The organism is Enterobacter sp. TCD1-1 (genome assembly GCF_020567405.1).
GTDB classification, from domain to species: domain Bacteria; phylum Pseudomonadota; class Gammaproteobacteria; order Enterobacterales; family Enterobacteriaceae; genus Enterobacter; species Enterobacter quasiroggenkampii.
In genome coordinates this window covers 26,356-46,464 of sequence record NZ_JAJCXF010000010.1, presented here as the reverse complement: position 1 = coordinate 46,464, position 20,109 = coordinate 26,356, and the positions used below count along the sequence as shown (strand labels likewise).

Sequence of the window (20,109 nt, the reverse complement as noted above, 5' to 3'; positions counted from 1 at the left end):
CATTACTCTCCCTGCGGTGCGCTTTCAGGCGCAGGAGTCGTAGCTGGAGCCGCTCCGCTCGTCTGCTCAGCCGGAACGCCCGGCTGTGCCAGCAGGTTACGTACGCGCGTCTGCATCAATTTCTCCAGAATCGGCTGGCTGGCCAGCTTATCCGGCACGTTCATGGTGATGTTCTGCTGGCTGAGCTTATCAATGTCTTCGAGGAAGGCGGTGGTCGTCGCATCATCGGTGTTGTAGTAGGCGCGTACCCACGTTGAGACGTTATCCAGCGCCTGTTTGTAGGTCTCTTCCTGATGACGCGGCACGGCCTGGGCAGCGACCAACAGGCGGGAACGAATGTTCTCGCGCAGATAGATGTCCTGGTTCGGTGCGAGCAGCGGTACGGCAGTCTCGTCGCGACGGCGGACAGTGATAAAGCTGTCCATAAAGTTCTGCCAGCTTTTTTGCAGGTTAATGCGCCATTCGCTCAGGGAGCTCGAAAGCTCGGTACCGTCGGAATCCATCGGGGAGTCGTCGTCGTTATTATCCGCCAGCTGCAGGTTATCAATCTGATTCGACAGCTGATTCACTTTAAGGATAATGCCGTCGTAATCCACCTGAGAGACGGCGGAGAGGCTGGCGATGTCTTCGGTAATCGCGCGACGGGCGGTAATGAGGCTCGGGTCGTTCATATCTGCCAGGCTTGCATCGGCGCTTTTCAGCAGCGCGGCGGCAGTGGTGACGTCCTGATCGCTCCAGAGCTTACGTCCGGCGAGCTTCACCAGGAAGTCAGCCTGCGAGAGCAGCCAGGTTTTGGCATCGGTACCGGAAATGGTGGCGACTTTCTGCTGTACTTCACCCAGCTGTTTGGTCAACTCTTCCTGTTTGCTGTTCGCTTCGGCGAGCGCCGCGGCCTGCTGCTTAATCACGGCTTCCAGCTCGGTTTTCTGCGTCTCCTGCTCTTTTTGCAGGGCCGTGAGCTGATTCACCAGCGCGTCGCTGGTGGACGTCTGGTTAGCGCTCTGTTGCTTCACCAGCCCATACAGGCCAACCCCCGCTGCCAGCGCAATGGCGATGGCAATCGCGCTCAGCGTGAGGCTTGTTTTGTTGCTGCCGTTTTTCTTCTCAGCGGTTTTCTCAGTCATCTCTGGCTGTGGCGTCGTCTCCACAGTCTCCCTGGTCTCTTCAACCACGGCGGAGGATTTGTCGTGTTCCGTCATTATGGCTTCCCATTTGAGAGTTATTGTAATGCGCGCAGCAGCGCATCGTTGTCGGCGTTATCAGCGATCCGAATATCCTGCCAGCCCAGTTCCCGGGCCTGGTTCGCCAGACGCTCACTGACGACCAGAAGCCGACAGCGGAGTAACCAGTTTTCGCGATACCAAAGCGGTATCAGCGTCCAAAGCTGTTGTAACATTTCACCGCTGGTGACCACCAGCGTATTGATGCCTCGCGCGTGCCAGCGCATCGCCTCTTCCGCACCGTCGTAGTGTTTTGCACAGCGCTGATAGCACTCAACGAACGTCACGTTCGCACCACGTTCACGCAGCGTTTCGCCCAGCAGCTCGCGGCCCCCATTGCCGCGCAAAATGAGCGCACGCTTGCCGGCAACAGTTTGTAATTCAGGTAATTGTAGCAAGACTTCACTGATTTCCCGATCTAACGGGTAACGAACGTCCGCGCTGCTCACGGTATGCAGTGCCAGTGCCGTTGTACGGCCAATCGCGAAATAGCGGGGGGCGGTTGGCCAGGCCTGTCCCTGCTGCTGTAGCTGTGCGTGGGCAAATTCCACGGCATGCTGCGACAGCGCAAACAGCAGGTCACCGTCCTGAAGGGTATTCATCTGGTCGGCGAGCGCAGAGAGCTCGCGACCGGGGGAGAATTCAATGAGCGGAAAACTCCAGGCCACCTGCCCCAGTGTGCGCAGACGGCTCACTAACTGCTCTCCTGCGGGAGAAGGGCGGGTGACGAGAATACTCATGCAGGGGGTTCTCCATTGTAAACGTCAGCCAGAATCTCGCGGGCGCCGTTATCCAGCAATTCTTCCGCCAGCGACACGCCAAGCTGCTCGGCATCTTGCGCTTTTCCGCGACGTTCGCCGCGCACCATCTGCGAACCGTCCGGGGCGCCTACCAGCGCGCGCAGCCACAGTTCGCCATTCGTCAATTCAGCATAGCTGCCAATCGGAACCTGGCACCCGCCTTCGAGGCGGGTATTCATCGCCCGCTCCGCTTTTACGCGAGTAGCGGTTTCGTCATGATTCAGTGGAGCAAGCAGCGCGCGGGTACGTGCATCGTCCAGACGGCACTCGATGCCGACAGCACCCTGACCAACAGCCGGCAGCGACAGCTCTGGCGGCAGCGCCACGCGAATACGTTCCTCCAGCCCCAGACGCTTCAGGCCGGCAACGGCGAGAATAATGGCATCGTAATCGCCGTTATCCAGCTTGCCCAGACGCGTGCCGACGTTACCACGCAGCGAGCGAATGATCAGATCGGGACGACGCTCCGCCAGCTGACACTGACGGCGTAAACTGGACGTGCCAACCACGCTACCCGCTGGCAGCGCGTCGAGCGAGTCATAGCGGTTAGAGACAAACGCATCGCGCGGATCTTCGCGCTCGCAGATGGTCACCAGCCCCAGCCCCTCCGGGAACTCGACGGGCACGTCTTTCATCGAATGTACGGCGATATCGGCGCGGTTCTCAAGCAATGCCAGTTCCAGTTCTTTGACGAACAGGCCTTTGCCGCCCACTTTCGCCAGCGGCGTATCGAGGATCACGTCACCGCGCGTGACCATCGGCACCAGCTCGACGCGCAATCCGCTGTGGCAGGCTTCCAGGCGCTGCTTCACATAATGTGCCTGCCAGAGCGCGAGAGGGCTTTGGCGTGTGGCAATTCTCAAAACATTGTCTAACATGCTTGTTACCGTCATTATCAATCGCTAACCATCCTAACATTGTTGACTCTGGGATGGCAGTTTTACGGTTGATGAAGCGTGAGAGGGACAAGGCGGCGTATTCGTCAGCCATAGCCGTATTCAGGAATTTACACGTACAGAACGGTGCTACACTTGTATGTAGCGCATCTTTCTTTACGGTCAATCGGCAAGGTGTTAAATTGATCACGTTTTAGACCATTTTTTCGTCGGTACCACCAAAAATGATAAGGGCGAAAAAGGGTAACGGTTATCTTTTTGAAATACTGTGGGTCCGCTGTTACTCGTGTTTTGAATAGCTGCGACACCCGGAAACATCAGGCGATACGTCTTGTACCTCTATATTGAGACTCTGAAACAGAGACTGGATGCCATAAATCAACTGCGTGTGGATCGCGCGCTTGCTGCTATGGGCCCTGCTTTCCAGCAGGTATACAGTCTGCTGCCGACATTATTGCACTATCACCACCCGCTGATGCCTGGCTACCTTGATGGTAACGTTCCCCAGGGCATTTGCCTTTTCACGCCTGATGAAACCCAACAGCATTATTTGAACGAGCTGGAACTCTACCGTGGCATGCCGCCGCAGGAGTCCCCAAAAGGTGAACTGCCGATTACCGGTGTTTACTCAATGGGGAGCACCTCATCGGTAGGGCAAAGCTGTTCTTCGGACCTGGACATCTGGGTCTGCCATCAGTCCTGGCTCGATAACGAAGAGCGTCAGCTGCTGCAGCGTAAATGCAGCCTGCTGGAGAGCTGGGCGGCATCGCTCGGTGTGGAAGTGAGCTTCTTCCTGATTGATGAAAACCGTTTCCGCCATAACGAAAGCGGCAGTCTGGGTGGTGAGGACTGCGGCTCGACCCAGCACATCCTGTTGCTGGATGAATTCTACCGTACTGCTGTGCGTCTGGCCGGGAAGCGTATTCTGTGGAATATGGTCCCGTGTGAAGAGGAAGAGCATTACGATGACTACGTCATGTCGCTTTATGCGCAGGGCGTACTGACGCCAAACGAATGGCTGGACCTCGGCGGTCTCAGCTCTCTGTCTGCGGAAGAGTACTTCGGCGCAAGCCTCTGGCAGCTCTATAAGAGTATCGACTCGCCGTACAAAGCGGTGCTCAAAACGCTGCTGCTTGAAGCCTATTCCTGGGAATACCCGACGCCGCGCCTGCTGGCGAAAGACATCAAGCAGCGCCTGCACGACGGGGAAATTGTCTCCTTCGGGCTCGACGCCTACTGCATGATGCTGGAGCGCGTGACCGAATACCTGAAAGCCATTGATGACACTACGCGTCTTGACCTGGTGCGTCGATGTTTCTATCTCAAAGTCTGTGAGAAGTTGAGCCGCGAGCGCGCCTGCGTGGGCTGGCGTCGTGAAGTGGTCAGTCAGTTAGTCAAAGAGTGGGGATGGGACGAAGCGCGTCTGTCCATGCTCGACAACCGGGCCAACTGGAAAATCGATCAGGTGCGTGAAGCACACAACGAACTGCTCGATGCGATGATGCAAAGCTACCGTAACCTGATCCGCTTTGCGCGCCGTAACAACCTCAGCGTTTCCGCCAGTCCGCAGGATATCGGGGTATTGACCCGTAAGCTGTACGCCGCGTTTGAAGCGCTGCCGGGTAAAGTCACGCTGGTTAACCCGCAGATTTCGCCTGACCTGTCAGAACCGAACCTGACCTTTATCTACGTGCCGCCGGGCCGCGCGAACCGCACCGGGTGGTATCTGTACAACCGTGCGCCAAGCATGGATTCCATCATCAGCCATCAGCCGCTGGAATATAACCGCTATCTGAACAAGCTGGTGGCCTGGGCCTGGTTTAACGGCCTGCTGACCTCGCGCACGCGCCTGTTTATCAAAGGCAACGAGGTGGTCGATCTCGCTAAGCTGCAGGAGATGGTCGCGGATGTGTCGCACCACTTCCCGCTGCGTCTGCCTGCGCCGACGCCAAAAGCGCTCTACAGCCCGTGCGAGATTCGCCATCTGGCGATCATCGTCAACCTGGAATATGACCCGACGGCGGCCTTCCGCAATCAGGTGGTCCATTTTGACTTCCGCAAGCTGGACGTCTTTAGCTTTGGCGAGCAGCAAAACTGCCTGGTCGGCAGCGTGGACCTGCTCTACCGCAACTCGTGGAACGAAGTGCGTACCCTGCACTTCAACGGCGAGCAGGCGATGATCGAGGCGCTGAAAACCATTCTCGGCAAGATGCACCAGGATGCCGCGCCGCCGGACAGCGTGGAAGTGTTCTGCTACAGCCAGCACCTGCGTGGATTGATTCGTACCCGCGTGCAGCAGCTGGTCTCGGAATGTATCGAACTGCGTCTCTCCAGTACCCGTCAGGAAACCGGGCGCTTTAAGGCGCTGCGCGTCTCCGGTCAGACCTGGGGCCTGTTCTTTGAACGTCTCAACGTGTCGGTACAGAAGCTGGAAAACGCCATCGAATTCTACGGCGCGATTTCGCATAACAAGTTGCATGGCCTGTCGGTGCAGGTGGAAACCAACCACGTCAAGCTCCCGCAGGTGGTGGACGGCTTTGCCAGTGAAGGGATTATTCAGTTCTTCTTTGAAGAGTCGGGTGATAACGCCGGGTTTAACATCTACATTCTGGATGAGACCAACCGCGCCGAGGTGTATCACCACTGTGAAGGCAGTAAAGAGGAGCTGGTGCGCGACGTCAGCCGCTTCTACTCCTCTTCGCATGACCGCTTTACCTACGGCTCAAGCTTTATCAACTTTAACCTGCCGCAGTTCTACCAGATTGTGAACGTCGACGGTCGTACGCAGGTGATTCCGTTCCGCACCCAGGCCGTCACGCCTGCCGCGCCTGCCAATCAGGACACCGCGCCGCTGTTGCAGCAGTATTTCTCCTGAGCCTTTTCGCCGGGTGGCGCTTACGCTTACCCGGCCTACGGTTCGAGTCGCTGTTGCCGGGCGACAAAACTACCTGAAACTCACCGCCTCACCCGCTTGTGCAGTCGCTGCCTGTTCCAGCAGATCCCAGAACGGTACGCCGCTGCGATCGCAAACCCATTCCCCGTCTTTCAGATCGAAATGATAGCCGCCCTGTTTAGCGGCCAGCCAGACCTGGTGAAGCGGCTCCTGGCGGTTAATAATAATTTTGCTGCCATTTTCGAAGCTCAGGGTCAGGATACCGCCGTTGATTTCACAATCGATATCGCTGTCGCCGTCCCAGTCGTCAATACGCTCTTCGATGGTCATCCACAGGTTGTCGGCAAGGCGATGGAATTCACTGTCGTTCATGGTTTTGTTCCTGTTTTTCGTGATGCCGGCAGTATAACCCTAAATAATTCCCGTTGCAGGAAAGCGGCAAACTCTTGCTTTTGTGTCTTCTCCTGCGATGATAGAAACAGATTTGAACTTACGGGCAACTTTATAATGAAAAACGCTTTCCGAACGCTTGCCGTTCTCATCACGCTGTTTAGCCTGACTGGCTGCGGACTGAAGGGACCACTGTACTTTCCGCCTGCGGATAAAACCGCACCGCCGCCGACGAAACCGGTTAACAGCGGCATTGAGTCTTCCACGCCAAACACTAACGACCGTGGCGACAACGGCGGCCCGACTCAGGTTAATCTCTGACGACAACGTTCTGTACCCGCGCAATGGAGCAAATGATGCAGTTCTCTAAAATGCATGGCCTTGGCAACGATTTTATGGTCGTCGACGCGGTAACGCAGAATGTGTTTTTCTCACCGGAACTGATCCGTCGTCTGGCGGATCGGCATCTGGGCGTGGGGTTCGATCAGCTGCTGGTGGTTGAGCCGCCGTACGATCCCGACCTCGATTTCCACTACCGTATTTTTAACGCAGACGGCAGCGAAGTTAACCAGTGCGGCAACGGCGCGCGCTGTTTCGCCCGCTTTGTGCGCCTGAAAGGGCTGACCAACAAGCGTGATATTCGCGTCAGCACGGCGAATGGTCGCATGGTGCTCAGCGTCACCGATGATGAGCTGGTGCGCGTGAACATGGGCGAACCTAACTTCGAGCCCTCCGTCGTGCCGTTTCGCGCAAACAAAGCGGAAAAGACCTATATTATGCGGGCGGCCGAGCAGACAGTATTGTGCGGCGTCGTCTCAATGGGTAACCCACACTGCGTGATTCAGGTTGATGATGTGGAAACCGCGGCGGTCGAAACGCTCGGCCCGGTGCTGGAAAGCCACGAACGTTTCCCGGAGCGCGCGAACATCGGTTTTATGCAGGTGGTGAAGCGCGAGCACATTCGTCTGCGGGTTTATGAGCGCGGCGCGGGCGAGACTCAGGCCTGCGGAAGCGGAGCCTGTGCGGCAGTGGCCGTGGGCATCTCCCAGGGGCTACTGGCAGAAGAGGTTCGCGTGGAATTACCGGGCGGTCGGCTTGATATCGCCTGGAAAGGACCGGGTCATCCACTGTATATGACTGGCCCGGCGGCACATGTCTATGACGGGTTTATCCATCTATGAAACAACCAGGGGAAGAACTGCAGGAAACAGTGACGGAACTGGACGACAGAGCTGTTGTTGATTATCTGCTGCGCAATCCTGAGTTTTTTATTCGCAATGCACGCGTCGTCGAAGAGATGCGCGTGCCGCATCCGGTTCGCGGGACCGTGTCGCTGGTGGAATGGCACATGGCGCGCGCGCGCAACCACATCAACCAGCTCGAAGAGAACATGACGCTGCTGATGGAGCAGGCCAGCACCAACGAAAGCCTGTTCTATCGTCTGCTGCATCTGCAGGCGCGTCTGGCGTCGGCGCACAGCCTTGACGAGTTCCTCAGCCGCTTCCACCGCTGGGCGCGCGAGCTGGGGCTGGCGGGCGCAACGATTCGTCTTTTCCCTGACCGCTGGCGCATCGGCGCGCCGTCGGGATTTACCCATCTGGCACTGAGCCGTCAGGCGTTTGAACCGCTGCGCATACAGCGTCTGGGCCATGAACACCACTATCTGGGGCCGCTTAATGGACCTGAGCTGCTGGTGGTGTTGCCGGAGGCCAAAGCGATTGGCTCGGTGGCGATGTCGCTGATGGGGCGCGATGGCGATCTGGGCGTCATCTTATTTACCAGCCGCGACGCGCATCACTATGAGCAGGGGCAAGCCACGCACCTGCTGCAGGAGATCGCCCTGATGCTGCCTGAGCTGCTGGAGCGCTGGATTGAGCGCGTATGACGGACGGACTGCTCGCCACTGACGTCTCGCGCTTTCTGCGCTATCTCGGCGTGGAACGTCAACTTAGCCCCATTACGCTGCTTAACTATCAGCGTCAGCTTGATGCCATCATACAGATCGCCGACGAAATCGGCCTGAAAAGCTGGCAACAATGTGATGCTGCGACGGTACGCGGGTTTGTTGTGCGTAGCCGTAAAAAAAACCTCAGCCCGGCGAGCCTGGCGCTCAGGCTCTCAGCGCTGCGCAGCTTCTTCGACTGGCTGGTCAGCCAGGGGGGCTTAAAAGCCAACCCGGCAAAAGGGATCGCCACGCCGAAGGCGCCGCGCCATCTGCCTAAAAATATTGACGTTGACGACGTAAACCGCCTGCTGGATATCGATCTGAACGATCCGCTGGCCGTGCGCGACCGCGCGATGCTGGAGGTGATGTACGGTGCCGGGCTGCGTCTGTCTGAACTCGTCAACCTTGATCTCAAGCATCTCGATCTGGAATCGGGCGAAGTGTGGGTAATGGGTAAGGGCAGCAAAGAGCGCCGCCTGCCGATTGGCCGCAATGCGGTCTCCTGGATTGAGCACTGGCTTGACCTGCGCGGGCTGTTTGGCTCCGACGAAGATGCGCTGTTCCTGTCGAAACTCGGCAAGCGGATCTCGGCGCGTAACGTGCAGAAGCGCTTTGCGGAGTGGGGCATTAAGCAGGGGCTTAACAGCCACGTGCATCCGCACAAGCTGCGCCACTCCTTTGCAACACATATGCTTGAGTCGAGCGGCGATCTACGCGGCGTGCAGGAATTGCTCGGCCATGCGAACCTGTCGACAACACAAATTTATACCCACTTAGACTTCCAACACCTTGCCTCGGTGTATGACGCGGCGCATCCACGCGCCAAACGGGGGAAATAATGCGTTTTTACCGCCCACTCGGTCAGATCTCAGCCCTGACGTTTGACCTTGATGACACTCTTTATGACAACCGCGAGGTGATCCTGCGTACCGAGCAGGAGTCCCTGGCGTTTGTGCAGAACTACCATCCCGCGCTGAAGGCGATACAGAACAAGGATTTCCAGAAGCTGCGCCAGTCCCTGCGGGAGACCGAGCCGGACATTTACCACGACGTGACCGAATGGCGTCGTCGCGCGGTTGAGCAGGCGATGCTGAATGTGGGCCTGAGCGCGCAGGATGCCGCCATTGGCGCGGAAGCGGCCATGGAAAACTTCGCCAAATGGCGCAGCCGTATCGACGTGCCGCAGGAAACCCACGACACGCTGGCGAAGCTTGCCGAAAAGTGGCCGCTGGTAGCCATCACCAACGGCAATGCCCAGCCAGAGCTGTTTGGCCTGAGCGATTACTTTGAATTCGTGCTGCGTGCGGGTCCTCACGGGCGCGCGAAGCCGTTCAGTGACATGTACCATCTGGCGGCAGATAAGCTTAACCTGCCGCTGGGTGAGATCCTGCACGTGGGGGATGACCTGACCACAGACGTGGCGGGCGCTATCCGCTGCGGCATGCAGGCCTGCTGGATCAAGCCGGAAAACGCTGACCTGATGATCGCCTCCGATAGCCGTCTTCTGCCGCACGTGGAAATTTCGCGGTTGGCATCCCTCACGACGCTGATATAATCATCAATTGTTCTGTATAAATTAACAGGGTTTTGGCGAATGCTCTTCGCCTGCCCGACATGACGTGACGGTGCCAATGGACGTTTCTTACCTGCTCGACAGCCTTAATGACAAACAGCGTGACGCGGTTGCCGCCTCGCGCACCAACCTGCTGGTGCTGGCTGGAGCGGGCAGTGGTAAGACGCGCGTGCTGGTTCACCGTATCGCCTGGCTGCAGAGCGTGGAAAACTGCTCGCCGTACTCCATCATGGCGGTCACGTTCACCAACAAGGCGGCGGCGGAGATGCGCCACCGCATCGCGCAGCTGATGGGCACCAGCCAGGGCGGCATGTGGGTCGGTACCTTCCACGGTCTGGCGCACCGCCTGTTGCGTGCGCACCACATGGACGCCAACCTGCCGCAGGATTTCCAGATCCTCGACAGCGAAGACCAGCTCCGTCTGCTGAAGCGCCTGATCAAGGCGATGAACCTCGATGAGAAGCAGTGGCCGCCGCGTCAGGCGATGTGGTACATCAACGGCCAGAAAGACGAAGGGCTGCGCCCGCACCACATTCAGAGCTTCGGCAACCCGGTCGAGCAGACCTGGCAGAACGTCTACAAGGCCTATCAGGAAGCGTGCGATCGCGCTGGCCTGGTGGATTTTGCCGAGCTGCTGCTGCGCGCCCACGAGCTGTGGCTCAACAAGCCGCACATCCTGCAGCACTACCGTGAACGCTTCACCAATATCCTGGTGGACGAATTCCAGGATACCAACAACATCCAGTACGCGTGGATCCGCCTGCTGGCCGGTGATACCGGCAAGGTAATGATCGTGGGCGATGATGACCAGTCGATCTACGGCTGGCGCGGGGCGCAGGTGGAGAACATCCAGCGCTTCCTCAACGATTTCCCCGGCGCGGAAACTATCCGTCTGGAGCAGAACTACCGCTCAACCAGCAACATTCTGAGCGCGGCCAACGCCCTGATTGAGAACAACAACGGGCGTCTGGGTAAAAAGCTGTGGACCGACGGCGTCGACGGCGAACCGATTTCGATTTACTGCGCGTTTAACGAACTCGACGAAGCGCGCTTCGTGGTCAACCGCATCAAAACCTGGCAGGACAACGGCGGCGCGCTGGAGCAGTGCGCCATTCTCTATCGCAGCAACGCCCAGTCGCGCGTGCTGGAAGAGGCGCTGCTGCAGGTGGGCATGCCGTACCGCATTTACGGCGGCATGCGCTTCTTCGAACGCCAGGAAATCAAAGATGCGCTCTCGTATCTGCGTCTGATTGCCAACCGTAACGACGACGCGGCGTTTGAACGCGTGGTGAACACCCCAACCCGCGGGATTGGCGACCGTACGCTGGACGTGGTGCGTCAGGCCTCGCGCGACCGCCAGCTGACGCTGTGGCAGGCGTGCCGCGAGCTGCTGCAGGAAAAGGCCCTTGCCGGACGCGCAGCCAGCGCCCTGCAGCGCTTCCTTGAGCTGATTGACGCCCTGGCGCAGGAAACCGCCGACATGCCGCTGCACGTGCAGACCGACCGGGTGATTAAAGACTCGGGCCTGCGCACCATGTACGAGCAGGAAAAAGGCGAGAAGGGCCAGACCCGAATCGAGAACTTAGAGGAGCTGGTCACGGCAACGCGCCAGTTCAGCTACAACGAAGAAGACGAAGATCTGATGCCGCTGCAGGCGTTCCTCTCTCACGCCGCGCTGGAAGCGGGGGAAGGGCAGGCGGACACCTGGCAGGATGCGGTTCAGCTCATGACCCTGCACTCCGCCAAAGGTCTGGAGTTTCCGCAGGTGTTCATCGTTGGCATGGAAGAAGGGATGTTCCCGAGCCAGATGTCGCTGGATGAGGGCGGGCGTCTGGAAGAGGAGCGTCGTCTGGCCTACGTGGGTGTGACGCGTGCGATGCAAAAGCTAACGCTGACCTACGCCGAAACCCGCCGTCTGTACGGTAAAGAGGTCTATCACCGTCCGTCGCGCTTTATCGGTGAACTGCCGGAAGAGTGCGTGGAGGAGGTACGTCTGCGGGCGAGCATCAGCCGCCCGGTCAGCCATCAGCGCATGGGCTCGCCGATTGCGGAAACCGACACCGGCTACAAGCTGGGCCAGCGCGTGCGCCATTCGAAGTTTGGCGAAGGTACCATTGTGAATCTGGAAGGCAGCGGCGAGCACAGCCGCCTGCAGGTGGCGTTCCAGGGGCAGGGGATCAAATGGCTGGTGGCGGCCTACGCGAAGCTGGAAACAGTCTAACATTCAGAAAAATATCATTATTTTGCAATAATCTGCTAGCCTTATACAGTGAAGGTCAATTAATGCCCTTCAGCGTTCCGTTGCGTGTTGACGCCACAGTTATAGCTGGCGTAACATGCGCGCACGATTACGCTAAGAGGACATTCGCCTTGGACACACCCAGTAGATACTGGCTCAATTCCCTGTCATCCAGGAACAACTCCTAAGGCTATCTCCTCTTGCTGATGGCCTTAGTGGTTGTCAGCGACTGCTCTATTCCCGTCGCGCTGAGTCAGGCTGTTTAATGGTCTGAAACCCAATTTGTTTCTGTGTGCCCACCGAACTGTCCGATATTTTTTGCATTGGGAGTCCCGGTCATGTTGAGCGCATTTCAACTCGAAAATAACCGACTGACTCGGCTTGAAGCCGAAGAGTCACAGCCCCTCATTGATGCCGTATGGGTGGATCTGGTCGAGCCGGACGACGATGAGCGCCTTCGCGTACAATCTGAGCTGGGGCAAAGCCTGGCAACGCGCCCGGAACTGGAAGACATCGAAGCATCCGCGCGTTTTTTTGAAGACGAAGACGGTCTGCACATTCACTCCTTCTTCTTCTTTGAAGATGCCGAAGACCACGCGGGTAACTCCACCGTGGCGTTTACCATTCGCGACGGTCGTCTGTTTACCCTGCGCGAACGTGAGCTGCCGGCATTCCGTCTCTACCGCATGCGCGCCCGCAGCCAGGCGATGGTAGACGGCAACGCGTACGAACTGCTGCTCGATCTGTTCGAGACCAAAATTGAACAGCTGGCGGATGAAATTGAAAACATCTACAGCGATCTGGAAAAGCTGAGCCGGGTGATCATGGAAGGCCATCAGGGCGACGAATATGACGAAGCGTTGTCCACGCTGGCAGAGCTGGAAGATATCGGCTGGAAGGTGCGTTTGTGTCTGATGGATACCCAGCGCGCGCTGAACTTCCTGGTGCGCAAGGCGCGTCTGCCGGGCGGTCAGCTGGAGCAGGCGCGTGAGATCTTACGAGATATCGAGTCCCTGCTGCCGCACAACGAATCTCTGTTCCAGAAGGTCAACTTCCTGATGCAGGCGGCGATGGGCTTTATCAACATCGAGCAGAACCGCATCATCAAGATCTTCTCGGTGGTGTCCGTGGTGTTCCTGCCGCCGACGCTGGTGGCCTCCAGCTACGGGATGAACTTCGAGTTTATGCCGGAGCTGAAGTGGAGCTTTGGTTACCCGGGGGCGATTATCTTTATGATCCTCGCGGGCCTGGCGCCGTATCTGTACTTTAAGCGTCGTAACTGGCTTTAAGAATCCGCCCGGTGGCGCTACGCTTACCGGGCCTACAGATCCTGTAGGCCGGATAAGGCGCAGCCGCCATCCGGCAAAAAGGCACTACAGCCCTTTACGCACTCTGCGTTGGGTATAAATCGCATCCGCAACGAAAATCGCCAGCGCTACCCAGATAAAGGCGAACGTCACCATCTTATCTGCCCCCGGCACTTCGCCGTAGAACACCACTGCCAGCAGGAACATCAGCGTCGGGCCAATGTACTGGAAGAAGCCCAGAGTGGAGAGACGCAGGCGCGTCGCTGCACCGGTGAAGCACAGCAGTGGGATGGTAGTTACCACGCCCGCCGCCATCAGCATCAGGTTCAGCGACCACGGGTTGCTGCCCATATGGCTGGTTGGACTGTCGGCGATGCCGAAGAGATAAATCGCCGCCACCGGCAGCAGCCAGAGGGTTTCAAACAGCATCCCCGTCTGCGCTTCCACCGCAATCTTCTTGCGAACCAGGCCGTAGAAGGCAAAGCTGAACGCCAGACCGAGGGCGATAATCGGCAGCGAGCCGAATGTCCACAGCTGCACCAGCACGCCGCAGAAGGCCAGAATCACCGCTAACCACTGCATACGACGGAAGCGTTCGCCGAGGAAAATCATCCCCAGCACAATATTCACCAGCGGGTTAATAAAGTATCCCAGGCTCGCCTCGAGCATGTGATGGTTATTCACTGCCCAGATAAACAGCAGCCAGTTACCACCAATCAGCACGGCAGAGAGTGCCAGCAGGAAGATCTTCTTCGGGGTCTGCAGTAGCGTTTTGACGCCCGACCACTGACGGCTGAGGCTCATCAGCGCAATCATAAAGAAGAACGACCAGATGACGCGGTGAGTGAGGATCTCGTCAGCCGGAACGTAGGCGATAAGCTTGAAGTACGCCGGGGCGATACCCCAAATAAAATAAGCGGCAAGGGCGAGTAAAACGCCCTGCCGCGTCTGTTTAGCATCCATCGGGAAAATCCGTTACAAAAAAGTGAATCAATTTTACCCGATTTCCCGCCTCAACCCACCATATAAGTGGCGGTTGCGCTGGCGATATAAACCTGTTCTTCGTTGTGTAACTCAACGCGCGCCACGGCGACTTTATTCCCTGCGCGCAGCAGGCTGCTGGTACAGGTAAAGCGATTTCCGCGCCCCGGACGAAGATAGTCGACGCGTAAATCAATGGTGCCCATGCGCGCCAGACGCTGGCGAAGCTCGTCTTCGTTAATGGTGTCATGGCGCGTCAGCGTACTGCCCACGCAGACCAGACCTGCCGCCACGTCCAGCGCGGAGGCAATCACGCCGCCGTGCAAAATACTTTGCGCCCAGTTCCCTACCATCATCGGCTGGTTGTTGAAGCTCAGTTGGGCAAAGTCCTTCTCGTAACGCTCCAGCTCCAGTCCCAGCGCGCGGTTAAACGGCATATGGTAAACAAAAATCTCGCCCACGAGTTTTAACACTTCTTCGGCGGTAAGCATGGCTGACATGAGGCATCACATCCTTATTGTTAACGAAATGTTGATTTTATGCCTCAGCAACGAGGAATGCCACTTTCAGAAACGAGGATGCAGCAGTTGTCGCAGAAGTCTGTAGAATGTTCGCCACATAACTATTCAATCAATTTTACTCTTTTGCAGGAGAACACCACCGATGCGGACGTATCTGGCCTGGTTACTGGCGGCGGTTTCGCTGCCCCTCACAGCCTATGCGCAGGAAGCGACAATCAAAGAGGTGCACGATAAGCCTGCCGTTCACGGTAGCATTATCGCGAACCTTCTTCAGGAGCATGACAATCCGTTCACGCTCTATCCGTATGACACTAACTACGTGATTTATACCCAGACCAGCGATCTCAACAAAGAGGCGATAAGCTCCTATAACTGGTCTGATAATGCGCGTAAAGATGAGGTGAAGTTCCAGCTCAGCCTCGCCTTCCCGTTCTGGCGCGGCATTCTGGGGCCGAACTCGGTGTTTGGTGCCTCTTATACGCAGAAGTCCTGGTGGCAGCTCTCAAACAGCGGGGAATCCTCGCCGTTCCGCGAAACCAACTATGAGCCGCAGCTGTTCCTCGGCTTCGCAACGGATTATGAATTTGCCGGCTGGACGCTGCGCGACGTCGAAGTGGGCTTTAACCATGATTCTAACGGGCGTTCCGATCCGACATCCCGTAGCTGGAACCGCGCCTATACGCGCCTGATGGCGCAGAACGGTAACTGGATGGTGGAAGTGAAGCCGTGGTATGTGGTCGGCAGCACGGATGACAACCCGGACATCACCAAATACATGGGCTACTACCAGCTTAAAGTCGGTTACCAGCTAGGTGATGCCGTGCTGAGTGCGAAAGGCCAGTACAACTGGAACACCGGCTACGGCGGTGCGGAAGTGGGCTTAAGCTATCCGGTAAGCAAGCATGTTCGCCTTTATACGCAAGTCTACAGCGGCTACGGCGAGTCGCTTATCGATTACAACTTCAACCAGACCCGCGTCGGCGTGGGCGTGATGCTGAACGATATTCTCTAGGTTGCTCGAATGTTTTTGCGTTAAACGTTGAAGTTTCTCTCTCAGGCGCTGAAAATAGCGCCTGTTTCATTTCAGGCATATGGGGTTAATGTGGCGCAGGCGGAAGTATTGAATCAGGAGTCGCTGGCTAAACAGGTTTTGCATGAAACCTTTGGCTACCAGCAGTTCCGCCCTGGTCAGGAAACCATCATTGAAACGGTGCTGGAAGGCCGTGACTGCCTGGTGGTGATGCCGACCGGCGGCGGTAAATCCCTCTGTTATCAGGTGCCCGCGCTGGTGCTTAACGGCCTGACGGTCGTGGTATCCCCGCTTATTTCGCTAATGAAAGACCAGGTTGACCAACTGCTCGCCAACGGCGTGGCGGCGGCCTGCCTTAACTCGACCCAAACCCGGGAGCAGCAGCAAGAGGTGATGGCCGGGTGCCGCACCGGGCAGATCCGTTTGCTGTATATCGCGCCGGAACGCCTGATGCTGGATAACTTCCTCGACCATCTCGCGCACTGGAATCCGGTCCTGCTGGCGGTGGATGAAGCGCACTGTATTTCCCAGTGGGGACACGATTTCCGCCCGGAATACGCCGCCCTCGGCCAGCTGCGTCAGCGCTTCCCCGAGCTGCCATTTATGGCGCTTACCGCCACGGCAGATGACACCACCCGTCTGGATATCGTTCGTCTGCTGGGGCTAAACGACCCCTATATTCAGGTCAGCAGCTTCGACCGCCCCAACATCCGCTACATGCTGATGGAAAAATTCAAGCCGCTGGATCAGCTCCTGCGCTACGTCCAGGAGCAGCGCGGCAAGTCCGGCATCATCTACTGCAACAGTCGTGCGAAGGTGGAAGACACCGCCGCGCGACTGCAAAACCGCGGCTTTAGCGCCGCCGCCTATCACGCCGGGTTAGAGAACCACATCCGCGCCGACGTGCAGGAGAAATTCCAGCGCGATGATCTGCAGATCGTGGTTGCGACGGTGGCGTTCGGGATGGGAATCAACAAGCCGAACGTGCGCTTTGTGGTGCACTTCGACATTCCGCGCAATATCGAATCCTACTATCAGGAAACTGGCCGCGCCGGGCGTGACGGCCTGCCTGCGGAAGCGATGCTGTTTTACGATCCGGCCGATATGGCGTGGCTGCGCCGCTGTCTGGAGGAAAAACCGCAGGGGCAGTTGCAGGATATCGAACGCCACAAGCTCAACGCGATGGGCGCGTTTGCCGAAGCGCAAACCTGCCGTCGTCTGGTGCTGCTCAACTACTTTGGCGAAGGGCGACAGGAGCCGTGCGGTAACTGCGATATCTGCCTGGATCCGCCGAAACAGTACGATGGTTTGATGGACGCACGTAAGGCACTCTCGACCATTTACCGCGTGAACCAGCGCTTCGGGATGGGCTACGTGGTGGAGGTGCTGCGCGGTGCCAACAACCAGCGTATCCGCGATATGGGCCACGACAAGCTGCCTGTCTACGGTATTGGCAAGGACCAGAGCCACGAGCACTGGGTCAGCATTATTCGTCAGCTGATCCACCTCGGCTTTGCCACACAGAACATTGCTCAGCACTCCGCGCTACAGCTGACCGAAGCGGCGCGTCCGGTCCTGCGCGGTGACGTTGAACTGAAGCTCGCCGTGCCGCGCGTGGTCGCCCTCAAGCCGCGGGTGATGCAAAAATCGTACGGCGGCAACTACGACCGCAAGCTGTTCGCCAAACTGCGCAAGCTGCGTAAAGCCATCGCCGATGAAGAGAATATCCCGCCTTACGTGGTGTTCAACGACGCGACCCTGATTGAGATGGCCGAGCAGATGCCGCTCAGCGCCAGCGAAATGCTCAGCGTCAACGGCGTCGGCACGCGCAAGCTGGAGCGCTTCGGTAAAGAGTTTATGGCGCTCATCCGTTCTCACGCCGACGGTGATGATGAGGAGTAGTCAGCCGGGCGAAAAAGTGCCAGGATGATGACTCACTGAATTATTTCCCCGCGAGTTAATTATGTTGATGCTATTTCTCACCGTGGCGTTAGTGCACATTGTTGCGCTGATGAGCCCGGGACCTGACTTTTTCTTCGTGTCACAAACGGCCGTCAGCCGCTCCCGCAAAGAGGCGATGATGGGCGTGCTCGGTATCACCATGGGCGTTATGGTCTGGGCGGCCGTTGCGCTGCTCGGTCTGAACCTGATCCTGGCGAAGATGGCCTGGCTGCATAACATCATTATGGTCGGCGGCGGGCTGTACCTGTGCTGGATGGGCTACCAGATGCTGCGCGGGGCGCTGAAGAAAGAAGAGAAAAAACCGGAAGAGCCAAAGGTAGAGCTGGCAACGGGCGGCCGCAGCTTTGTAAAAGGGCTGCTGACCAACCTGGCGAATCCGAAAGCGATTATCTATTTCGGCTCCGTGTTCTCCCTGTTTGTGGGTGATAGCGTCGGTGCGGGCGCACGCTGGGGCATCTTCCTGCTGATCGTTGTGGAAACCTTTGCCTGGTTTACCATCGTGGCCAGCCTGTTTGCCTTACCGGCGATGCGCCGTGGCTACCAGCGTATCGCGAAGTGGATTGACGGCTTCGCCGGCGCGCTGTTCGCCGGCTTCGGCATTCATCTTATTATTTCTCGCTAAGCATGACGCGCTGACGCAAGCAGCGCGCCAACCAGCATGAACAGCGAACCAAAGACTTTATTCAGGGCCTTCATCTGCTTAGGCCCTTTAATCCACGCCGCAATCCGCTGCGCCAGCGTCGCGTAACCAATCATTACGATGATATCGACAATAATGGTGGTCGCGCCCAGCACCACGTACTGCATCACCTGGGGCTGATGCGGCACGATAAACTGCGGGAACAGCGCGGCGAGGAACACAATGCTCTTCGGGTTGGTCAGGTTGACGAACACCGCGCGCTTAAACAGATGGCCGCGGTTTTGCGTCTGCGCGAGCGTGTTGAGGTTGATGGAGCCTGCCGCGCGCCACTGCTGGATGCCGAGCCAAATCAGATACGCCGCCCCGGCCCATTTCAGCACTTCAAAGGCCAGCACGGAGCGGGAGAACAAGGTTCCCAGACCAATCCCGACCAGCACGATATGAATGCCCAGCCCGGTCTGCAAACCGGCAATGGATGCCGCCGCACCGCGATAGCCGTGGTTGATGGAGGTGGTCATGGTGTTAATGGCGCCCGAGCCCGGTGAAAGGCTAAGGATGATGGATGTCAGCAGGTAAGCGAACCACCATTCGAAGGTCATTTGAAACTCCCGAAACGTCTGTTTTTATGCCACAATACGCTATTGTTGAGTCATTTTGTGACCGGTTACGAAAAAACGATATTCCTTGGCTTAGGTGAGTAGAAACCCGATGTTTCAGCAGAAAAAGGACTGGGAAACACGAGAAAACGCATTTGCTGCTTTCTCCATGGGGCCGCTGACCGATTTCTGGCGCCAGCGTGAGGAAGATGCGTTTACGGGCGTCGGCGGCATCCCGGTACGCTTCGTTCGTTTCCGTAATGAAAAAAATGATCGGGTCATCGTGGTCTGCCCGGGGCGTATTGAAAGCTACGTTAAATACGCCGAACTGGCCTACGACCTGGTCCATATGGGGTTCGATGTGCTGATCATCGACCATCGAGGACAGGGGCTGTCCGGGCGCATGCTTCCGGACACGCACCGTGGGCACGTCGATCGCTTCAGCGATTACGTCGACGATTTTGCCGCGTTCTGGCAGCAGGAAGTTCAGGCCGGTCCCTGGCGTAAGCGATACATCCTTGCGCACTCCATGGGGGGCGCGATATCGACGCTGTTTTTGCAGCGTTATGAACACCAGTGCGATGCCATTGCGCTGACCGCGCCGATGTACGGTATCGTCATACGTTTCCCGGACTGGATGGTGCGCCATCTTCTCGACTGGGCTGAGGGCCATCAGCGCATTCGTGAAGGTTATGCCATCGGAACCGGACGCTGGCGCGCGCTGCCGTTCGCCATCAACGTCTTAACCCACAGTCGGCAGCGTTATCGCCGTAACCTGCGCTTTTATGCCGATGAACCACGCTTACGCGTCGGCGGCCCGACCTGGCACTGGGTGCGGGAAGGTATTCTGGCCGGTGAGCAGGTGCTGGCAGGCGTGGGCGATGATGACACGCCAACGCTTCTGATCCAGGCGGAAGAAGAGCGTGTGGTGGATAACCGCATGCATGACCGCTATTGTGAACTGCGCGCCGCCGCCGGTCACCCCTGCGAAGGGGGAAAACCGCTGGTCATCAACGGCGCTTACCATGAGATCCTTTTCGAAAAGGACGCTATGCGCTCAGTCGCGCTCAACGCCATTGTTGAATTTTTCAACAGGCATAATTGATTATCGTTTTC

20 protein-coding genes are annotated in these 20,109 nt (G+C 57.6%); 13 read left to right on the top strand and 7 right to left on the bottom strand.

The features are described 5' to 3' along the window. Positions 1 to 2: 2 nt before the first annotated feature. Genes hemX through hemC form a run of 3 tightly spaced genes read right to left on the bottom strand, consistent with a single transcriptional unit; the run spans position 3 to position 2,898 of the window. Entirely contained in the window at positions 3 to 1,199 is a 1,197-nt protein-coding gene (gene hemX / locus LJA86_RS21800; RefSeq protein ID WP_229226719.1) for a uroporphyrinogen-III C-methyltransferase, read from the bottom strand. 20 nt (positions 1,200 to 1,219) lie between these two features. Continuing rightward, on the bottom strand, positions 1,220 to 1,960 hold the full coding sequence (gene hemD, locus LJA86_RS21795) for a uroporphyrinogen-III synthase (protein WP_048226899.1): 741 nt from the start codon (positions 1,958 to 1,960) through the stop codon (positions 1,220 to 1,222). Next, the gene (gene hemC, locus LJA86_RS21790; protein WP_164712111.1) at positions 1,957 to 2,898 is read right to left on the bottom strand and encodes a hydroxymethylbilane synthase; all 942 of its coding nucleotides are present in this window, start codon (positions 2,896 to 2,898) and stop codon (positions 1,957 to 1,959) included. The genes hemD and hemC overlap by 4 nt, the downstream gene beginning before the upstream one ends. 349 nt (positions 2,899 to 3,247) lie before the next feature. Between hemC and cyaA the strand changes: the two genes are divergently transcribed. Continuing rightward, positions 3,248 to 5,791 (top strand): class I adenylate cyclase, encoded by a 2,544-nt coding sequence (gene cyaA / locus LJA86_RS21785; RefSeq protein ID WP_045909229.1) that lies wholly within the window; start codon positions 3,248 to 3,250, stop codon positions 5,789 to 5,791. Between the two features lie 69 nt (positions 5,792 to 5,860). Here the strand turns inward: cyaA and cyaY are convergent, their stop codons facing one another. Beyond that, complete coding sequence (gene cyaY, locus LJA86_RS21780; RefSeq protein WP_045909228.1) at positions 5,861 to 6,181, bottom strand: iron donor protein CyaY; 321 nt, start codon at positions 6,179 to 6,181, stop codon at positions 5,861 to 5,863. Between the two features lie 135 nt (positions 6,182 to 6,316). Here cyaY and lptM point away from each other — a divergent pair, with 135 nt between their 5' ends. The 8 genes from lptM (at position 6,317) to corA (ending at position 13,245) form a co-directional block, all read left to right on the top strand. Beyond that, positions 6,317 to 6,520 (top strand): LPS translocon maturation chaperone LptM, encoded by a 204-nt coding sequence (gene lptM / locus LJA86_RS21775; protein WP_032646076.1) that lies wholly within the window; start codon positions 6,317 to 6,319, stop codon positions 6,518 to 6,520. Between the two features lie 35 nt (positions 6,521 to 6,555). Beyond that, positions 6,556 to 7,380, top strand: coding sequence for a diaminopimelate epimerase (gene dapF, locus LJA86_RS21770; protein WP_008501545.1), 825 nt, complete (start codon positions 6,556 to 6,558; stop codon positions 7,378 to 7,380). Beyond that, entirely contained in the window at positions 7,377 to 8,084 is a 708-nt protein-coding gene (locus LJA86_RS21765) for a DUF484 domain-containing protein (protein WP_032646075.1), read from the top strand. The genes dapF and LJA86_RS21765 overlap by 4 nt, the downstream gene beginning before the upstream one ends. Continuing rightward, positions 8,081 to 8,983: a tyrosine recombinase XerC gene (gene xerC / locus LJA86_RS21760; protein ID WP_063622978.1), complete on the top strand. Its 903-nt coding sequence runs from the start codon at positions 8,081 to 8,083 to the stop codon at positions 8,981 to 8,983. Before LJA86_RS21765 ends, xerC begins: the two co-directional genes overlap by 4 nt. Continuing rightward, positions 8,983 to 9,699, top strand: coding sequence for a 5-amino-6-(5-phospho-D-ribitylamino)uracil phosphatase YigB (gene yigB / locus LJA86_RS21755; RefSeq protein ID WP_045909227.1), 717 nt, complete (start codon positions 8,983 to 8,985; stop codon positions 9,697 to 9,699). Before xerC ends, yigB begins: the two co-directional genes overlap by 1 nt. A gap of 76 nt (positions 9,700 to 9,775) precedes the next feature. Then, the gene (gene uvrD / locus LJA86_RS21750) at positions 9,776 to 11,938 is read left to right on the top strand and encodes a DNA helicase II (RefSeq protein ID WP_021242849.1); all 2,163 of its coding nucleotides are present in this window, start codon (positions 9,776 to 9,778) and stop codon (positions 11,936 to 11,938) included. Positions 11,939 to 12,087: 149 nt separating this feature from the next. Then, the gene (gene ysgD, locus LJA86_RS21745) at positions 12,088 to 12,144 is read left to right on the top strand and encodes a YsgD/CorL family protein (RefSeq protein ID WP_212743980.1); all 57 of its coding nucleotides are present in this window, start codon (positions 12,088 to 12,090) and stop codon (positions 12,142 to 12,144) included. Positions 12,145 to 12,294: 150 nt separating this feature from the next. Next, complete coding sequence (gene corA, locus LJA86_RS21740) at positions 12,295 to 13,245, top strand: magnesium/cobalt transporter CorA (RefSeq protein ID WP_008501540.1); 951 nt, start codon at positions 12,295 to 12,297, stop codon at positions 13,243 to 13,245. Between the two features lie 84 nt (positions 13,246 to 13,329). Here corA and rarD read toward each other — a convergent pair whose 3' ends face one another. After that, positions 13,330 to 14,226 (bottom strand): EamA family transporter RarD, encoded by an 897-nt coding sequence (gene rarD / locus LJA86_RS21735; RefSeq protein ID WP_045909225.1) that lies wholly within the window; start codon positions 14,224 to 14,226, stop codon positions 13,330 to 13,332. A 50-nt stretch (positions 14,227 to 14,276) separates the two neighbouring features. After that, entirely contained in the window at positions 14,277 to 14,744 is a 468-nt protein-coding gene (yigI, locus tag LJA86_RS21730) for an acyl-CoA thioesterase YigI (protein WP_008501538.1), read from the bottom strand. 163 nt (positions 14,745 to 14,907) lie between these two features. On the opposite strand from yigI, the gene pldA reads away from it, so the two are divergent. From pldA to rhtC, 3 genes are all read left to right on the top strand, one after another. Next, positions 14,908 to 15,777 carry a phospholipase A gene (gene pldA / locus LJA86_RS21725; protein ID WP_023615553.1) on the top strand — a complete coding sequence of 290 codons (870 nt, stop codon included), beginning with the start codon at positions 14,908 to 14,910 and terminating at the stop codon, positions 15,775 to 15,777. 90 nt (positions 15,778 to 15,867) lie between these two features. After that, entirely contained in the window at positions 15,868 to 17,697 is a 1,830-nt protein-coding gene (gene recQ / locus LJA86_RS21720) for an ATP-dependent DNA helicase RecQ (protein WP_032644788.1), read from the top strand. Positions 17,698 to 17,758: 61 nt separating this feature from the next. Next, positions 17,759 to 18,379, top strand: a complete 621-nt coding sequence (rhtC, locus tag LJA86_RS21715; protein WP_010426287.1) for a threonine export protein RhtC — start codon at positions 17,759 to 17,761, stop codon at positions 18,377 to 18,379. Here rhtC and rhtB read toward each other — a convergent pair. Beyond that, positions 18,376 to 18,996, bottom strand: coding sequence for a homoserine/homoserine lactone efflux protein (rhtB, locus tag LJA86_RS21710; protein ID WP_008501533.1), 621 nt, complete (start codon positions 18,994 to 18,996; stop codon positions 18,376 to 18,378). The two genes, rhtC and rhtB, sit on opposite strands and share 4 nt — an antisense overlap. A gap of 109 nt (positions 18,997 to 19,105) precedes the next feature. Here rhtB and pldB point away from each other — a divergent pair, with 109 nt between their 5' ends. Further along, positions 19,106 to 20,098, top strand: a complete 993-nt coding sequence (gene pldB, locus LJA86_RS21705) for a lysophospholipase L2 (RefSeq protein WP_229226718.1) — start codon at positions 19,106 to 19,108, stop codon at positions 20,096 to 20,098. The last annotated feature ends 11 nt before the right edge of the window (positions 20,099 to 20,109 follow it).

What these genes read in the sequence shown, in the direction of transcription:
- hemC (WP_164712111.1), bottom strand. Translation starts at nt 2,898, where the DNA reads ATGTTAGACAATGTTTTGAGAATTGCCACACGCCAAAGCCCTCTCGCG.
- corA (WP_008501540.1), top strand. Translation starts at nt 12,295, where the DNA reads ATGTTGAGCGCATTTCAACTCGAAAATAACCGACTGACTCGGCTTGAA.
- cyaY (WP_045909228.1), bottom strand. Translation starts at nt 6,181, where the DNA reads ATGAACGACAGTGAATTCCATCGCCTTGCCGACAACCTGTGGATGACC.
- rarD (WP_045909225.1), bottom strand. Translation starts at nt 14,226, where the DNA reads ATGGATGCTAAACAGACGCGGCAGGGCGTTTTACTCGCCCTTGCCGCT.
- rhtC (WP_010426287.1), top strand. Translation starts at nt 17,759, where the DNA reads ATGTTGATGCTATTTCTCACCGTGGCGTTAGTGCACATTGTTGCGCTG.
- xerC (WP_063622978.1), top strand. Translation starts at nt 8,081, where the DNA reads ATGACGGACGGACTGCTCGCCACTGACGTCTCGCGCTTTCTGCGCTAT.
- pldB (WP_229226718.1), top strand. Translation starts at nt 19,106, where the DNA reads ATGTTTCAGCAGAAAAAGGACTGGGAAACACGAGAAAACGCATTTGCT.
- uvrD (WP_021242849.1), top strand. Translation starts at nt 9,776, where the DNA reads ATGGACGTTTCTTACCTGCTCGACAGCCTTAATGACAAACAGCGTGAC.
- rhtB (WP_008501533.1), bottom strand. Translation starts at nt 18,996, where the DNA reads ATGACCTTCGAATGGTGGTTCGCTTACCTGCTGACATCCATCATCCTT.
- pldA (WP_023615553.1), top strand. Translation starts at nt 14,908, where the DNA reads ATGCGGACGTATCTGGCCTGGTTACTGGCGGCGGTTTCGCTGCCCCTC.
- yigI (WP_008501538.1), bottom strand. Translation starts at nt 14,744, where the DNA reads ATGTCAGCCATGCTTACCGCCGAAGAAGTGTTAAAACTCGTGGGCGAG.
- LJA86_RS21765 (WP_032646075.1), top strand. Translation starts at nt 7,377, where the DNA reads ATGAAACAACCAGGGGAAGAACTGCAGGAAACAGTGACGGAACTGGAC.
- hemD (WP_048226899.1), bottom strand. Translation starts at nt 1,960, where the DNA reads ATGAGTATTCTCGTCACCCGCCCTTCTCCCGCAGGAGAGCAGTTAGTG.
- lptM (WP_032646076.1), top strand. Translation starts at nt 6,317, where the DNA reads ATGAAAAACGCTTTCCGAACGCTTGCCGTTCTCATCACGCTGTTTAGC.
- yigB (WP_045909227.1), top strand. Translation starts at nt 8,983, where the DNA reads ATGCGTTTTTACCGCCCACTCGGTCAGATCTCAGCCCTGACGTTTGAC.
- dapF (WP_008501545.1), top strand. Translation starts at nt 6,556, where the DNA reads ATGCAGTTCTCTAAAATGCATGGCCTTGGCAACGATTTTATGGTCGTC.
- hemX (WP_229226719.1), bottom strand. Translation starts at nt 1,199, where the DNA reads ATGACGGAACACGACAAATCCTCCGCCGTGGTTGAAGAGACCAGGGAG.